We start from the raw sequence: 15,893 nt of genomic DNA, 5'->3' as shown, positions 1-15,893 counted from the left end.
GGTTTAGAAGTTCGGCAGAAAAAAGAATTTGCTTGGCGGCAATAGCGCGGTGGTCCCACCTGACCCCATGCCGAACTCAGAAGTGAAACGCCGTAGCGCCGATGGTAGTGTGGGGTCTCCCCATGCGAGAGTAGGACACTGCCAAGCATCAAATAAGCCAAGAGGCCATCCGAAAGGATGGCCTTTTTGCTTTTCAGTCCCTTTACTCCCCCTACTCATACCTTGGCGCAGAGCGCGCAATGAAACATTTTCACCTTTCCGCCGAATGCTCGACATCGACGGAAAAAAACGCTATCTTCGGGCATCTAGAAGTCTAAACGTATAAATGGATGTGTGAGGGTTAAGCAATGCCGATTCGTGTTCCTGATGAGTTACCTGCGGTCAATTTCTTGCGCCATGAGAATGTCTTCGTGATGACATCCTCACGGGCAAAAACACAGGAAATCAGGCCACTGAAAGTGCTGATCCTCAACCTGATGCCAAAGAAGATCGAAACGGAAAACCAGTTTTTGCGCCTGCTGTCCAACTCGCCGCTGCAGATTGATATCCAGCTGCTGCGTATCGATAGCCGCGAATCGAAGAATACGCCGGCCGAGCATCTGAACAACTTCTACTGCGACTTCGAGGATATCCAGAACGAGAATTTCGATGGCCTGATCGTCACCGGCGCGCCGCTGGGGCTGGTCGATTTTTGCGATGTTGCCTACTGGCCACAGATCGAGCGCGTGATCGACTGGGCCAAGAACCACGTTACCTCCACGCTGTTCGTATGCTGGGCGGTACAGGCGGCGTTGAATATTCTGTATGGTATTCCCAAAATGACGCGCGAGGTGAAACTCTCCGGCGTTTATCCGCACCAAACGCTGCAGCAGCATGCGTTGCTGACGCGCGGCTTCGACGAAAGCTTCCTGGCGCCGCATTCTCGCTATGCTGATTTCCCGACCGAGGTGATTCGCCAATATACCGACTTGGATATTCTGGCCGAATCCGAACAGGCTGGCGCCTACCTGTTCGCCAGCAGGGACAAGCGCCTGGCGTTTGTCACCGGCCATCCGGAGTATGATGCGTTGACCCTGGCAGGAGAGTATTGTCGCGACAACGAAGCCGGCCTCGATCCTGTCATTCCTCTCAACTACTTCCCCGATGACAACCCTGCACTGACACCGAAAGCCACCTGGCGCAGCCATGGGCATCTGCTGTTTTCCAACTGGCTCAACTATTACGTCTACCAGATCACGCCGTATGATCTGCGCCATATGAATCCGACGCTCGACTGATCTTTTTTACCTGCCGGCGGCTGAATCGAGGCCGCCGCACCGCTGATCCTCTGTACGATCCACTTTTTCCCCCATCATATCTCCCTAAAATCCATTGTTAAACAAAGTATTAGCGCCTCTGTGTTGCATTGGTGGAAGCGATTTCCTTACCTGTCTTTATTGTTATTCTATATAACCAATTGATAATAAAGTGTTAAATAAATTTTTTATAATAAAATGGAAATGGTTTTTGATTTTTATTTTTTGTTGAGTATTCTTAGAGCTATCGGGATGAGATCTGACCAGTTTGGGATCGTTTCATCCGCCCTGATCCACAGTGATTTCTGATGAAAAGGCGCCGGTCATTCGGGCGCAACGATGGGAAGGAGCAAGGTCATGACGCAACAGATAGCAGGCACGGAGTTAAGGTTTACGCAGGGTTTCGCCGCAGCGGAGCGCCAGGTGTTAACGGATGAAGCGATTGAATTCCTGGCGGAACTGGTGGGGAAGTTCACGCCGCGGCGCAACGACCTGCTGGCGGCGCGTGTTCGCTGGCAGCAACATATTGATCGCGGCGAACTGCCGGGTTTTATTTCGGAAACCGCTTCCATTCGTGAAGGTGACTGGCAGATCCGCGGTATTCCGCAAGATTTGCGTGACCGCCGGGTCGAGATCACCGGGCCGGTCGAGCGCAAGATGGTGATCAATGCGCTTAACGCCAACGTAAAAGTGTTCATGGCGGACTTCGAAGACTCGCTGGCGCCAAGCTGGGACAAAGTCATCGACGGCCAAATCAACCTGCACGATGCGGTTAACGGCACCATTTCCTACACCAATGAAGCAGGCAAAATCTACCAGTTGAAACCGAACCCGGCGGTATTGATCGCTCGCGTGCGCGGCCTGCATTTGCCGGAAAAACACGTGCTGTGGCGTGATGAAGCCATTCCCGGCGGCCTGTTCGATTTCGCGTTGTACTTCTACCACAACTATCGCCAACTGTTGGCCAAGGGCAGCGGCCCGTATTTCTATCTGCCGAAAACTCAGTCCTGGGAAGAAGCGGCCTGGTGGAGCGATGTTTTCAGCTTTACCGAAGATCGTTTCGATCTGCCGCGCGGCACCATCAAAGCGACCGTGCTGATCGAAACCCTGCCGGCGGTGTTCCAGATGGACGAAATTCTTTACCACCTGCGCGACCACATCGTCGGCCTGAACTGCGGCCGCTGGGATTACATCTTCAGCTACATCAAAACGCTGAAGAATCATGGCGATCGCGTGCTGCCGGATCGTCAGTCGGTGACCATGGATAAACCTTTCCTCAGCGCCTATTCGCGTCTGTTGATCAAAACCTGTCATAAGCGCGGCGCGTTCGCCATGGGCGGCATGGCGGCGTTTATCCCGAGCAAAGACGCCGAGAAAAACGCCTGGGTGTTGAACAAGGTGCGGGCGGACAAAGAGCTGGAGGCCCGCAATGGCCATGACGGTACCTGGGTGGCGCACCCGGGGCTGGCGGACACGGTGATGGAGGTGTTCGGCAAAGCATTGGGCGATCGCCAAAACCAGCTGGAGGTGCTGCGTGAGCAAGACGCGCCGATCAGCGCTGCACAGCTGCTGGCACCGTGCGACGGTGAGCGTACCGAAGCAGGGATGCGCGCCAATATCCGCGTGGCGGTGCAGTACATCGAAGCCTGGATCTCCGGCAACGGCTGCGTGCCGATCTACGGTTTGATGGAAGATGCGGCGACGGCGGAGATCTCCCGTACGTCGATCTGGCAGTGGATCCACCACGAGAAGAGCCTGAGCGACGGGCGTCCGGTCACCAAGGCGCTGTTCCGCCAGATGTTGCAAGAAGAGATGTTGGTGGTGCGTGAAGAAGTGGGGGAAGCGAGCTTTAACGCCGGCCGGTTCGAAGAGGCGGCGCGCCTGATGGAGCGTATCACCACGCAAGATGAATTAATCGATTTCCTGACGCTGCCCGGCTATGAGCTGCTGGCCTGAATTTACCCAATCAACCCTACACGACTGAAAGGATAAAAATTATGTCTACCTCTCGCTCTCAACAGATCCAGCAGCTGGAACAGGAATGGAAATCGGCCCGTTGGGAAGGCATTACCCGCCCTTACAGCGCCGAAGACGTGATCAACCTGCGCGGTTCGGTCAACCCGGAATGCACTCTGGCGCAAAACGGCGCCGCCAAACTGTGGGCATTGTTGAACGGCAAGGCGCGCAAAGGCTACGTGAACTGCCTGGGCGCGCTCACCGGCGGCCAGGCGCTGCAGCAGGCCAAAGCCGGCGTCGAGGCTATCTACCTGTCCGGTTGGCAGGTGGCGGCGGACGCCAACAGCGCGGCGGCCATGTACCCTGACCAGTCGCTGTATCCGGTGGACTCGGTGCCGAAGGTTGTCGAGCGCATCAACAATACCTTCCGCCGCGCCGATCAGATCCAATGGGCTAACCAGATTGAGCCGGGCAGCAAAGGCTACACCGATTATTTCCTGCCGATCGTCGCCGATGCGGAAGCCGGCTTCGGCGGCGTGCTGAACGCCTTCGAGCTGATGAAAGCGATGATCACCGCCGGCGCCGCCGGGGTGCACTTTGAAGACCAGCTGGCGGCGGTGAAGAAGTGCGGCCATATGGGCGGCAAAGTGCTGGTGCCGACGCAAGAAGCGATCCAGAAACTGGTCGCCGCGCGCCTGGCGGCCGACGTGCTTGGCGTGCCGACGCTGGTGATCGCCCGCACCGACGCCGATGCGGCCGACCTGCTGACCTCCGATTGCGATCCGTATGACAGCGCTTTCGTCACCGGTGAGCGCACGGCGGAAGGCTTCTTCCGCACCCATGCCGGCGTCGAGCAGGCGATCAGCCGCGGCCTGGCTTACGCCCCTTACGCGGATATGGTGTGGTGCGAAACCTCAACGCCGGATCTGGATGCCGCTCAGCGCTTTGCCGACGCCATCCACGCCAAATACCCGGGCAAGCTGCTGGCCTACAACTGCTCGCCGTCGTTCAACTGGAAGAAGAACCTTGACGACCAGACCATCGCTCGCTTCCAGCAGGCGCTGTCAGACATGGGCTACAAGTATCAGTTCATCACGCTGGCGGGCATCCACAGCATGTGGTTCAACATGTTCGACCTGGCGCATGCCTATGCGCAGGGCGAGGGCATGAAACACTACGTCGAGAAGGTGCAGCAGGCCGAGTTCGCCGCGGTGGATCGCGGCTACACCTTCGCGTCGCACCAGCAAGAGGTGGGCACCGGTTACTTCGACAAAGTCACCACCATCATTCAGGGCGGCGCCTCTTCGGTCACCGCGCTGACCGGTTCGACGGAAGAACAGCAGTTCTGATGCGGCAAGCTTGAAGACGTTTCACCCGGAGCCTGCATGCGCAGGCTTCTTTTTCTGGCGGGGGGTAAGGATGGCGGCAAAACTGGAATTGTTGATCGCACAGACAATCCTGCAGGGCTTCGATGCGCAGTACGGCCGTTTTCTGGAAGTGACCGCCGGCGCGCAGCAGCGCTTCGAGCAGGCTGACTGGCCGGCGGTGCAGCAGGCGATGAAAAAGCGCATCCATCTGTATGACCATCACGTCGGCCTGGTGGTGGAGCAGCTCAAATGCATCACCGGGCAGAAATACTTCGACGCCGACTTCCCCAGCCGGGTCAAAGCGGTCTATATCGACCTGTTGCCGGACTATCCGCGTTTCGAGATCGCCGAAAGCTTCTTTAACTCAGTCTACTGCCGGCTGTTCAAGCATCGCGATCTGACGCCGGACAAGCTGTTCGTCTTCAGTTCGCAGCCGGAGCGGCGCTTTCGCGACATTCCGCGTCCACTGGCGCGCGATTTCACTCCCAATGGCGATCTGCCGGCGATGCTGCGCAGCGTGCTGAGCGATCTGCCGCTGCGGCTGCCGTGGGAGGATTTGACGCGCGACATTCATTACATCACTCAGGCGCTACAACGCGCCTTCAGCCCGCAGCAGCTGGCGGGGGCGACTTTTCAGATCGCCAACGAACTGTTCTACCGCAACAAGGCCGCCTGGCTGGTCGGCAAGCTGCGCCTGGCCGACGGCGTGTATCCGTTCTTGCTGCCGATCCACCACAGCGAGTCGGGCGCGCTGTTTATCGACGCCTGCCTGACCGGTAAGGCCGAGGCCAGCATCGTCTTCGGCTTCGCTCGTTCTTATTTCATGGTCTACGCGCCGCTGCCGGCGGCGATGGTGGAGTGGCTGCGCGAGATCCTGCCGGGCAAAACCACCGCCGAGCTGTACATGGCGATTGGCTGCCAGAAGCACGGCAAAACCGAATGCTATCGCGAATACCTGACCTTTATGGCGCAGTCGCAGGAGCAATTTATCATCGCGCCGGGGGTGAAGGGCATGGTGATGCTGGTGTTCACCTTGCCGTCCTTCGATCGGGTATTCAAAGTGATCAAGGACGAGTTCGCCCCGCAAAAAGAGGTGACGCAGGCGCAGGTGATGGCCTGCTATCAGCTGGTGAAAGAGCACGATCGCGTCGGGCGAATGGCGGATACCCAGGAGTACGAGAATTTCGTCGTCGACAAGGCGCGCCTCAGCCCGGCGCTGTTGGCGGAACTGCAGCGCGAAGTGCCGGGCAAACTGGAAGATCTCGGCGACCGCATCGTGATTAAGCACCTGTATATGGAACGGCGCATGACGCCGCTGAACCTGTATCTGGAGCAGGCCAACGACCAGCAGATGCGCGATGCGATCGAAGAGTACGGCAATGCCATCAAGCAGCTGGCCGCCGCCAATATCTTCCCCGGCGACATGCTGTTCAAGAACTTTGGCGTGACGCGCCACGGGCGGGTGGTGTTCTACGACTACGACGAAATTTGCTACATGACCGAGGTTAACTTCCGCGACATTCCGCCGCCGCGTTATCCGGAGGACGAGCTGGCCAGTGAGCCGTGGTACAGCATCGCGCCCAACGACGTGTTCCCGGAGGAGTTCCGCCACTTCCTGTGCGGCGATCGGCGCATTCGGCAGGTGTTTGAAGAGCTGCACAGCGATCTGTTTACGGCTGAGTATTGGCGCGGGTTGCAGCAGCGCATCCGCGAGGGGCACGTGGAAGACGTGTTCGCTTACCGCAAGAAGCAGCGGTTCAGCCAGCGCAGCGGGGCGGCGCTGCCGGCCGCCACCGCTGCGATGTAAATCAGGCCTGAGCGCCCGCGACGGCGGTGCGCGCCAGTTCGGTGATGCGGGCGTAGTCGCCGCTTTCCAGCGCGTCCGCCGGCACCAGCCAGGAGCCGCCGATGCACAGCACGCTTTTCAGCGCCAGATAGCTGCGGTAATTGTCCGGCGAGATGCCGCCGGTCGGGCAGAAGCGCACCTGCGGGAACGGGCCGCCGATCGCCTGCAGCGCTTTTACGCCGCCGTTGGCCTCCGCCGGGAAGAATTTAAACTCGCGCAGGCCGTAATCCATGCCCAGCATCAGCTCGGAAACGGTGCTGATGCCCGGAATAAGCGGAATGGACCCGGCGGTGGCCGCCTTGAGTAGCTCGTCGGTCAGCCCCGGGCTGATGGCGAACTGCGCACCGGCCTCGGTCACTTCACGCAGCTGCTGGGGATTGATCACGGTACCGGCGCCGATGATCGCTTCCGGCACTTCTTGGGCGATGGCGCGAATGGCGTCCATGGCGCAGGCGGTGCGCAGCGTCACCTCAAGCACCCGCACGCCGCCGGCGACCAGCGCTTTCGCCAACGGCACCGCATGTTCCAGTTTGTTGATCACGATGACCGGTACCACCGGTCCCGCCGTCAGGATCTGCTCGGCGCTTGTTTTCCACTTGTTCATGATTGATGTTCTCCCGTGTGGCCGCCGCCAGGCGGCGATGCGGCCAGGCTATCGATTAAAATTTGATGCAGCAGGCGCCCTGTTCGGCGCCGGACAGCTGGCTGCGCAACGCACCGAACAGCTCGCGGCCGCAGCCGATGTGTTCCGCGCTCAGGTCGGGTTGGCAAGGCGTGCGCCGCGCCAGTTCGTCGGCGTCGACCAACACCTGCAGCTCGCCGCTGCGGCCGTTAACGCGGATCGGATCGCCGTCGCGCACTTTCGCCAGCAGGCCGCCGGTATAGGCTTCCGGGGTGACGTGAATGGCGGAAGGCACCTTGCCGGAGGCGCCGGACAGGCGGCCGTCGGTCACCAGTGCCACTTTGAAGCCGCGATCCATCAGCACGCCCAGCGGCGGCATCAGCTTGTGCAGTTCGGGCATGCCGTTGGCTTGCGGCCCCTGGAAGCGCACCACCACCACGCAATCGCGATCCAGCTTGCCGGCTTCGAACGCCGGCACGATGTCGTGTTGGCTGTCGAACACCACCGCCGGCGCTTCGATGATCTGATTGTCGGCGGGCACCGCCGAGGTTTTCATCACCGCACGGCCCAGATTGCCGGCCATCACTTTGGTGCCGCCGTGATGCTCAAACGGCTGAGCGACGCTGGCGATCACGCTGGCATCGAGCGAGTCGGTCACCCCTTCGCGCCACACCAGCTGGCCGTTGTCCAGCCAAGGTTCCTGGGTGTAGCGGTGCAGGCCGAAACCGGCCACGGTGTGCACGTCTTCGTGCAGCAGCCCGTGTTGCAACAGCTCACGCACCACCAGTGGCACGCCGCCGGCGGCCTGGAACTGGTTGATGTCGGCCGGGCCGTTCGGATAGATGCGGCACAGCAGCGGCACCGCCTCCGACAGCTCCGAGAAATCGTCCCAGGTAATGATGATGCCCGCTGCGCGCGCCATCGCCACCAGATGCATGGTCAGGTTGGTGGAACCGCCGGTGGCCAGCAGCGAGACGATGCCGTTCACCACCACTTTCTCGTCCACCAGGCGGCCGATCGGCAGGTAGTTGCCGGCGGTGTCGGTCAGTCGGGTCACCTGGCGCGCGGCGGCGTCGTTCAGCGCATCGCGCAGCGGCGTATCCGGATGCACGAAGGAGGCGCCCGGCAGGTGCAGGCCCATCACTTCCATCACCATCTGGTTGGTGTTGGCGGTGCCGTAGAAGGTGCAGGTGCCGATGCCGTGATAGGAAGCGGCCTCGGCTTCCAGCAGCGCCAGACGGTCGGCCTTGCCTTCGGCGTACAGCTGGCGCACGCGCACCTTTTCCTTGTTGGGCAAACCGCTGCTCATCGGGCCGGCCGGCACGAACAGCGCGGGCAGGTGGCCGAAGGAGAGGGCGGCCATCACCAGTCCGGGCACGATCTTGTCGCAGATGCCGAGGAACAGCGCGCCGTCGAACATGTTGTGCGACAGGCCGACGGCGGCCGACATGGCGATCACGTCACGGCTCATCAGCGACAGCTCCATGCCGTCCTGCCCCTGCGTCACGCCGTCGCACATTGCCGGCACGCCGCCGGCCACTTGGCCCACGGCGCCCACGGCCTGCAGCGCCTGTTTCAGCCGCTGCGGGTAGTGTTCGTACGGCTGGTGGGCCGACAGCATGTCGTTGTAGGCGGTGATGATGGCGATATCGCTGCGCACCATGTTTTTCAGCGCCGTCTTGTCATCGGGCTGACAGGCGGCGAAGCCGTGGGCAAGGTTGCCGCAGGCCAGCTGTGCGCGGTGGACGGTTTGGGAACGGGCCGCTTCGATGCGCGCCAGATAGGCGGCACGGCTGGCTTGGGAACGGTGGATGATGCGCTGTGTGACACGGGACAAGGTTGGGTTAATCATGCCTTCCTCACATTGCTGTTGTTATAGTCGCCGCCTGTGGCGGTGCCCCCGGTGGTGATTTGCAGCCCTGGTGTGCAAGGCCGGGGGCGATTTAGGATTTAAAACATCGTGAATGCAATCATGCCGATAGCGCCGCCGACGCTGCCCAGAATCGTTTCCATCACCGTCCAGGTTTTCAGCGTTTGCAGTTCGTTGGCGCCGGTGAATTTGCCGAACAGCCAGAAGCCGGCGTCGTTGACGTGGCTCAGCACGATGGAGCCGCCGGCGATGCAGATGGCCAGCGCGGCCAGTTGCCCGCCGTTCAATCCGAGCTGGCTGGTGACCGGCAGCACCAGGCCGACGGTGGTCAGGCAAGCGACGGTGGCCGAGCCCTGAATCACCCGCACCATAGCGGACAGCGCAAAGGCGGCCACGGCGATCGGCAGGCCGGCGCCGATCATGGCGTCACCCAGCGCCGGCCCTACGCCGGAATCCACCAGGATCTGTTTGAATACCCCGCCGGCGCCGGTCATCAGCAGGATGATCCCGGCCGGTTGTACGGCTGCGGAGCAGATGGCCAGCGTCTGTTCGTTGCTCATGCCGCGCGGTTTCGCCAGGCCGTAAATCACGATCAGACAGGCCAGCAGGATGGCGGTGAACGGGTGGCCGATAAACTCCAGCCACTGCTGCAGCTGCGAACCCGGAGTGACCAGCCGCGCGCCGATGGTTTTCATGCCAACCAGCACCAGCGGGCACAGAACCAGCGCCAGGCTGAAGCCGAACGAAGGCAGATTGCCCTTGGTCAGCGTCGGCTCGTTCTCTTCCGGCGGCATTGGCCAGTTGACGAAGCGGCTGATAAAGCTGCCGTACAGCGGGCCGGCGATCAGCATGCCGATCACTGCCGCCACCAGGCCGATGACGATCATCCAGCCAAAGTCGGCTTTCATCTGCGAAGCCAGCAGCATAGGCACCGGCCCCGGCAGCAGGAAGGAGGCGGCGGCGGCCACGCCGGCGAACAGCGGGATCGCCAGTTTGACGATATTACCGTCGGTGCGGCGTGCCACGGCGAACACGATGCCGATCAGTAGCACCACCGCCACGTCGAAGAACAGCGGTAGCGCGCAGATCAGCCCGGCGATGCCGAGCGCGTAGTGCGCCTTGCTTTGTCCGAATCGTTTCAGCAATTGCGCCGCAATTTGATCGAGCGCGCCGACCTCATGCAGGATTTTGCCGAACATCGCCCCCAGCGCCACCACGATCGCCAGGAAGCCCAGCGTGTCGCCCATGCCTTTTTGCATGGTGTCGGCGATGTGTTCCAGCGGCATGCCGGAGAAAATGCCGGCGGCGATGGACACCAGCATCAGCGCGACGAAGGCGTGCATGCGCGCCTTCATCACCAGGAATAACAGCAGTAAAACCGAGCCGACTGCGGTACCGACCAGCGTAACGGTACTCACGCGCACACGTCCTGCGGCAGGAAGCTCTGGATATGACGCACGGTATCGGCGATCACCGCGTCCAGCGGCTGATTGATGTCGATCGCCATCACGTCGCTTTCGTCGGCGCCCGGCTGCTCCAACGCGGCGAACTGGGTCACCAGCATCTGCGGCTTGAAGAAGTGGCCGTTACGCGCCGCCAGGCGGGATTCGATCACCGGGAACTCGCCGTGCAGATAGATGAACGACAGGTTGCCGTTGCCGGCGCGCAGGCGGTCGCGATACTGCTTTTTCAGCGCCGAGCAGACGATGATCGACACGCTGTTGGTGCGCTGCATGGCGAAGGCGGCGTCGTTGAGCGCGGCCAGCCACGGGGCGCGATCGTCATCGTTCAACGCTTCCCCGGCGGCCATTTTCAGGATATTGCTGCGCGGGTGCAGGAAGTCGCCGTCGAGGAAGCCGGCGGAGAGTTGGCGGGCCGCGGCGGCGGCGACGGCGGACTTGCCGCTGCCGGAAACGCCCATAACGACGTAAATGCGATTTTGATTGTTGGTCATGGCTTGGCTCCAAAACACCGGGTGACGTTACCTTCGTTCAGCTTGATTGTTACCGGTAACATGTTATCGGTAACATTGTCGAAGGAAGTTTGAGCGGTTGCAATGGGCTTTCGCCGTGAGGATCGTTAACTGTGATCGGCTTCAAGCTTTTTTCCCGTGTGCTAAACAGGATGCCGATAGCCTGTTACATGCTGACAACAGAGCAAGGGATAAGGTGAGAGGGCGCGCAGGGGCGCCCCTCGGATGGGCTGGATCAGCGCACGCCGCCGTAGGCCAGGCTGATCTCTTTCGCCGCGTGGATCACCAGCGCACCCAGCTCGATTACGCGATCGTCGGTGATGCGCGACACCGGGCCGGAGATGGAGATGGCGGCGAAGGCTTCGCGGTGTTCGTCGAAGATGCAGGCCGCCACGCAACGCAGGCCGAGCGCGTGCTCTTCGTCGTCAAAGGAGAAGCCCTGTTTGCGGATCTGCGCCAGCCCCTCTTTCAGGTTGTGCGGCGTCAGGGTATGTGGGGTGTAGGTGTGCATGCCTTTCTTGTGCAACAGTTTGGTCACCTGATCGTCCGGCAGGGTGGCGAGGAACGCTTTGCCGGCGCCGGAGGCGTGCATCGGCAGTTTGCCGCCGATCGGCGCCGACATGCGCATCAGCGCCGTACATTGCACCTGATCGATGATGATCGCCTGGTACTCGCTGGTATCCAGCACCGCCAGGTTGACGGTTTCGCCGGACTCTTCCATCAGGCGCCGCAGCGTCGGATGCACCATCGCCAGCAGGTTGCGGCTTTGCAGGAAGCTGCTGCCGACCACAAAGGCGTGCGAGCCGATGGTCCACAGGCCGAGATCGCCGACCTGGCGCACGAATCCCTGCTGCTGCATGGTGGTGAGCAGGCGGTGAGTGGTGGAGTTCGGCAGGCCGGCCTGCTGGGCCAGATCGGTCAGCGCCACGTTGCCCTGGGCTTCCGAAATGTACTCCAACAGCTTCAGGCCACGAGTCAACGATTGTACCTGGCCGGTCGCCGCACTGGCGGCCGGGGCTGCTGCGCGGGGCTTCTTGCCGCGTTTGGCGGGAGCAGGGGTGGCCATGGGTGAGATTCCTTTTTCCGTATGATGGAATTCATTTTCGTTTTTTGTCGATGAATTGCAAGTCGCCGCCAGCTCATCGGAGGTGTTGGCGCACAACCTGAAAAACTCTCAATTGTCGTCTCCCCCTTTGTCCCTACAAGCTGTGCTAGGATGATTCGTTGTTTTTTGCGGCAGTTGAGTGATGGGCTGGATGGCAATGGAAGGGGTTACAGTGACAAATCGAGTAGAACAACTGCGCCGCCAGTTAGCGCAGCGCATTTTGGTGTTAGACGGTGGCATGGGCACCATGATCCAGAGCTACCGTCTGGACGAGCGCGATTTCCGCGGCGAACGTTTCGCCGACTGGGGCAGCGATCTGAAAGGCAATAACGATCTGCTGGTGCTGACCAAGCCGGAGGTGATCACCGCCATTCATTATGCCTACCTCGAGGCGGGCGCCGATATCCTTGAGACCAATACCTTCAACTCCACCACCATCGCCATGGCCGACTACCACATGGAGTCGCTGTCCGCCGAGATTAACTATCAGGCCGCCTGCCTGGCGCGCGCCTGCGCCGATGAATGGACGGCGCGCACGCCGGAAAAACCGCGCTACGTCGCCGGGGTGCTGGGGCCGACCAACCGCACTGCGTCAATCTCGCCGAACGTCAACGATCCGGCGTTCCGCAATATTTCCTTTGACGAACTGGTGACGGCTTACCGCGAATCGACCCGCGCACTGGTGGAGGGGGGCGTTGATCTGATCATGATCGAAACCATCTTCGACACCCTTAACGCCAAAGCCGCCGCGTTTGCGGTAGAAACCGAATTCGAAGCGCTGGGAGTGGAACTGCCGATCATGATTTCCGGCACCATCACCGACGCTTCCGGCCGCACCCTGTCCGGCCAGACCACCGAAGCGTTTTACAATTCGCTGCGCCACGTCAAGCCGCTGACCTTCGGCCTGAACTGCGCCCTGGGGCCGGATGAGCTGCGCCAGTACGTCGCCGAGCTGGCGCGCATCTCGGAGACCTACGTCACAGCGCACCCTAACGCCGGGTTGCCAAACGCTTTCGGCGAGTACGACCTGGATGCGGCTGAGATGGCGCGACAGGTCGGGGAGTGGGCGCAGGCCGGCTTCCTCAATATCATCGGCGGCTGCTGCGGCACTACGCCGGAACACATCGCCGCGATGGCCAACGCGGTTGAGGGCGTGCCGCCGCGCCGGCTGCCGGAGATCCCGGTCGCTTGCCGCCTGGCCGGTCTGGAGCCGCTGACCATCGACGCCAACACCCTGTTCGTCAACGTCGGCGAGCGTACCAACGTCACCGGCTCGGCGCGATTCAAGCGCCTGATCAAAGAAGAGAAATACAACGAAGCGCTCGACGTGGCGCGTCAGCAGGTAGAGAGCGGTGCGCAGATCATCGACATCAACATGGACGAGGGGATGCTCGACGCCGAAGCGGCGATGGTGCGCTTCCTGAACCTGATCGCCGGCGAGCCGGATATCGCCCGGGTGCCGATCATGATCGATTCCTCCAAGTGGTCGGTAATCGAGAAAGGCCTGAAGTGCATCCAGGGCAAGGGCATCGTCAACTCGATCTCGATGAAGGAGGGAGAAGAGGCCTTTATCCACCACGCCAGGCTGGTGCGCCGCTACGGCGCCGCGGTGGTGGTGATGGCGTTCGACGAAGTGGGCCAGGCAGACACCCGCGAGCGCAAGTTCGAGATATGTCGCCGCGCCTATAAAATTTTAACCGAACGCGTCGGTTTCCCGCCGGAAGACATCATTTTCGACCCGAACATCTTCGCCGTCGCCACCGGTATCGAAGAGCACAACAACTACGCCGTCGACTTTATCGAAGCCTGTGCCGACATCAAAACCCACCTGCCGCACGCGATGATTTCCGGCGGCGTGTCCAACGTGTCGTTCTCGTTCCGCGGCAACGATCCGGTGCGAGAAGCGATCCACGCGGTGTTCCTGTATCACGCCATTCGCAACGGCATGGACATGGGCATCGTGAATGCCGGGCAACTGGCGATTTATGACGATCTACCTACCGAGCTGCGCGAGGCGGTAGAGGACGTGATCCTCAACCGTCGCGAAGACGGCACCGAACGTCTGTTGGAGCTGGCGGAAAAGTACCGTGGCAGCAAAGACGGCGAAGCGGCGATACAGCAGGCGGAGTGGCGTGGCTGGCCGGTGGAGAAACGGCTGGAATATTCGCTGGTGAAGGGCATCACCGAGTTTATCGAGCTGGACACCGAAGAAGCGCGGCAGCAGGCCGAACGCCCGATCGAAGTGATCGAGGGGCCGCTGATGGCAGGGATGAACGTGGTCGGCGATCTGTTCGGCGAGGGCAAGATGTTCCTGCCGCAGGTGGTGAAATCCGCCCGCGTGATGAAGCAGGCGGTGGCCTACCTGGAACCGTACATCGAGGCCAGCAAGCAGCAGGGCACCTCCGCGGGGAAAATCCTGTTGGCGACGGTGAAGGGCGACGTGCACGACATCGGCAAGAACATCGTCGGCGTGGTGCTGCAGTGCAACAACTATGAAATCGTCGATCTGGGCGTGATGGTGCCGACGGAGAAAATCCTGCGCACCGCGCGTGAGGAGAACGTGGACATCATCGGCCTGTCGGGGCTGATCACGCCGTCGTTGGACGAGATGGTCAACGTGGCCAAAGAGATGGAGCGCCAGGGCTTTACGCTGCCGCTGCTGATCGGCGGCGCCACCACCTCCAAGGCGCACACCGCGGTGAAAATCGAGCAGAACTACAGCGGCCCGACTACCTACGTGCAGAACGCCTCGCGCACCGTGGGCGTGGTGTCGGCGCTGCTGTCCGCCACCCAGCGCGACGAGTTTGTGGCGCGCACCCGCAAAGAATATGAAACGGTGCGCATTCAGCACGCGCGCAAAAAGCCGCGCACGCCGCCGGTCGACTTGCAGAAGGCGCGCGCCAACGCCATGGCGCTGGACTGGGCCGGCTATCAGCCGCCGGTGCCGCAGCAGCTCGGCGTGTTCCCGGTGGCGGCCGGCATCGAGACGCTGCGCCACTACATCGATTGGACACCGTTCTTCATGACCTGGTCGCTGGCGGGCAAGTATCCGCGAATCCTGGAAGATGAGGTGGTGGGGGAAGAGGCCAAGCGCCTGTTCCACGACGCCAATCAGATGCTGGATCGACTGGCCGCCGAGCGCAGCCTTAACCCGCGCGGCGTTTACGGTCTGTTCCCGGCCAACCGCGTCGGCGACGACGTGGAGGTGTACCGCGACGAACGGCGTGACGAGGTGCTGGCGGTGAGCCGCCATCTGCGTCAGCAGACGGAAAAAACCGACTTCCCGAACTACTGCCTGGCGGACTTCGTGGCGCCGAAAAGCAGCGGTAAGGCCGACTACTTCGGCGCCTTCGCGGTGACCGGCGGGCTGGAGGAGGACGCGCTGGCGGCGGCGTACGACGCGCAGCATGACGATTACAACAAAATCATGGTCAAGGCGCTGGCGGATCGCTTGGCGGAGGCCTTCGCCGAATACCTGCATGAGCAGGTGCGCAAGCTGCACTGGGGCTATGCCGCCGACGAGAGCCTGAGCAACGAGGAACTGATCCGCGAAAACTATCAGGGCATCCGGCCGGCGCCGGGTTACCCGGCCTGCCCGGAGCACACCGAGAAAGCGACCATCTGGCAGCTGCTGGACGTCAACCGTCACACCGGCATGGAGCTGACGGAGTCCTTCGCCATGTGGCCGGGAGCGGCGGTGTCCGGCTGGTACTTCAGCCATCCTGAAAGCAAGTACTTCGCGGTGGCGCAGATCCAGCGCGATCAGGTGGAAGACTACGCGGTGCGTAAAGGGATGAGCGTGAGCGAGGTCGAACGTTGGCTGGCGCCTAACCTCGGCTACGACGCCGACTGATTTTCTC

At 61.3% G+C, this 15,893-nt stretch carries 10 protein-coding genes and 1 rRNA gene; 6 read left to right on the top strand and 5 right to left on the bottom strand.

Annotated elements, in window-relative coordinates; genetic code table 11:
• The first annotated feature begins 31 nt into the window (after positions 1-31).
• The 5 genes from rrf to aceK all read left to right on the top strand — a co-directional run bounded on the left by rrf (position 32) and on the right by aceK (position 6,425).
• Positions 32-147: ribosomal RNA gene (rrf, locus tag EGY12_RS05405) — 5S ribosomal RNA — on the top strand.
• A 200-nt stretch (positions 148-347) separates the two neighbouring features.
• Entirely contained in the window at positions 348-1,277 is a 930-nt protein-coding gene (gene metA / locus EGY12_RS05400) for a homoserine O-succinyltransferase (protein WP_123892815.1), read from the top strand.
• A gap of 375 nt (positions 1,278-1,652) precedes the next feature.
• On the top strand, positions 1,653-3,251 hold the full coding sequence (gene aceB, locus EGY12_RS05395; protein WP_123892814.1) for a malate synthase A: 1,599 nt from the start codon (positions 1,653-1,655) through the stop codon (positions 3,249-3,251).
• Between the two features lie 41 nt (positions 3,252-3,292).
• A complete protein-coding gene (aceA, locus tag EGY12_RS05390; RefSeq protein ID WP_004936630.1) occupies positions 3,293-4,600 on the top strand; it encodes an isocitrate lyase in 1,308 nt (435 codons plus the stop codon).
• 70 nt (positions 4,601-4,670) lie between these two features.
• Positions 4,671-6,425 carry a bifunctional isocitrate dehydrogenase kinase/phosphatase gene (gene aceK / locus EGY12_RS05385; protein WP_123892813.1) on the top strand — a complete coding sequence of 585 codons (1,755 nt, stop codon included), beginning with the start codon at positions 4,671-4,673 and terminating at the stop codon, positions 6,423-6,425.
• 1 nt (position 6,426) lies between these two features.
• Here the strand turns inward: aceK and EGY12_RS05380 are convergent, their stop codons facing one another.
• The 5 genes from EGY12_RS05380 to iclR all read right to left on the bottom strand — a co-directional run bounded on the left by EGY12_RS05380 (position 6,427) and on the right by iclR (position 11,994).
• Positions 6,427-7,068, bottom strand: a complete 642-nt coding sequence (locus tag EGY12_RS05380) for a bifunctional 4-hydroxy-2-oxoglutarate aldolase/2-dehydro-3-deoxy-phosphogluconate aldolase (RefSeq protein WP_123892812.1) — start codon at positions 7,066-7,068, stop codon at positions 6,427-6,429.
• 55 nt (positions 7,069-7,123) lie between these two features.
• Positions 7,124-8,938 (bottom strand): phosphogluconate dehydratase, encoded by a 1,815-nt coding sequence (edd, locus tag EGY12_RS05375; protein ID WP_123892811.1) that lies wholly within the window; start codon positions 8,936-8,938, stop codon positions 7,124-7,126.
• 98 nt (positions 8,939-9,036) lie between these two features.
• Entirely contained in the window at positions 9,037-10,374 is a 1,338-nt protein-coding gene (gene gntU, locus EGY12_RS05370; RefSeq protein ID WP_123892810.1) for a gluconate transporter, read from the bottom strand.
• Positions 10,371-10,910 (bottom strand): gluconokinase, encoded by a 540-nt coding sequence (gene gntK / locus EGY12_RS05365; RefSeq protein WP_086580632.1) that lies wholly within the window; start codon positions 10,908-10,910, stop codon positions 10,371-10,373. Before gntK ends, gntU begins: the two co-directional genes overlap by 4 nt.
• Before the next feature lie 253 nt (positions 10,911-11,163).
• Positions 11,164-11,994: a glyoxylate bypass operon transcriptional repressor IclR gene (gene iclR / locus EGY12_RS05360; RefSeq protein ID WP_004936648.1), complete on the bottom strand. Its 831-nt coding sequence runs from the start codon at positions 11,992-11,994 to the stop codon at positions 11,164-11,166.
• 196 nt (positions 11,995-12,190) lie between these two features.
• On the opposite strand from iclR, the gene metH reads away from it, so the two are divergent.
• Positions 12,191-15,886, top strand: coding sequence for a methionine synthase (metH, locus tag EGY12_RS05355; RefSeq protein WP_123892809.1), 3,696 nt, complete (start codon positions 12,191-12,193; stop codon positions 15,884-15,886).
• The last annotated feature ends 7 nt before the right edge of the window (positions 15,887-15,893 follow it).

The organism is Serratia sp. FDAARGOS_506, from assembly GCF_003812745.1.
Lineage (GTDB): Bacteria > Pseudomonadota > Gammaproteobacteria > Enterobacterales > Enterobacteriaceae > Serratia.
Note: the sequence above shows the minus strand (reverse complement) of the source record. Positions and strands in the feature narration are given on the sequence as shown.

Bases quoted from the DNA above. Each gene is read 5' to 3' on its own strand.
- iclR (WP_004936648.1), bottom strand. From the start codon at position 11,994: ATGGCCACCCCTGCTCCCGCCAAACGCGGCAAGAAGCCCCGCGCAGCA.
- edd (WP_123892811.1), bottom strand. From the start codon at position 8,938: ATGATTAACCCAACCTTGTCCCGTGTCACACAGCGCATCATCCACCGT.
- aceK (WP_123892813.1), top strand. From the start codon at position 4,671: ATGGCGGCAAAACTGGAATTGTTGATCGCACAGACAATCCTGCAGGGC.
- metA (WP_123892815.1), top strand. From the start codon at position 348: ATGCCGATTCGTGTTCCTGATGAGTTACCTGCGGTCAATTTCTTGCGC.
- aceB (WP_123892814.1), top strand. From the start codon at position 1,653: ATGACGCAACAGATAGCAGGCACGGAGTTAAGGTTTACGCAGGGTTTC.
- EGY12_RS05380 (WP_123892812.1), bottom strand. From the start codon at position 7,068: ATGAACAAGTGGAAAACAAGCGCCGAGCAGATCCTGACGGCGGGACCG.
- aceA (WP_004936630.1), top strand. From the start codon at position 3,293: ATGTCTACCTCTCGCTCTCAACAGATCCAGCAGCTGGAACAGGAATGG.
- metH (WP_123892809.1), top strand. From the start codon at position 12,191: ATGGAAGGGGTTACAGTGACAAATCGAGTAGAACAACTGCGCCGCCAG.
- gntK (WP_086580632.1), bottom strand. From the start codon at position 10,910: ATGACCAACAATCAAAATCGCATTTACGTCGTTATGGGCGTTTCCGGC.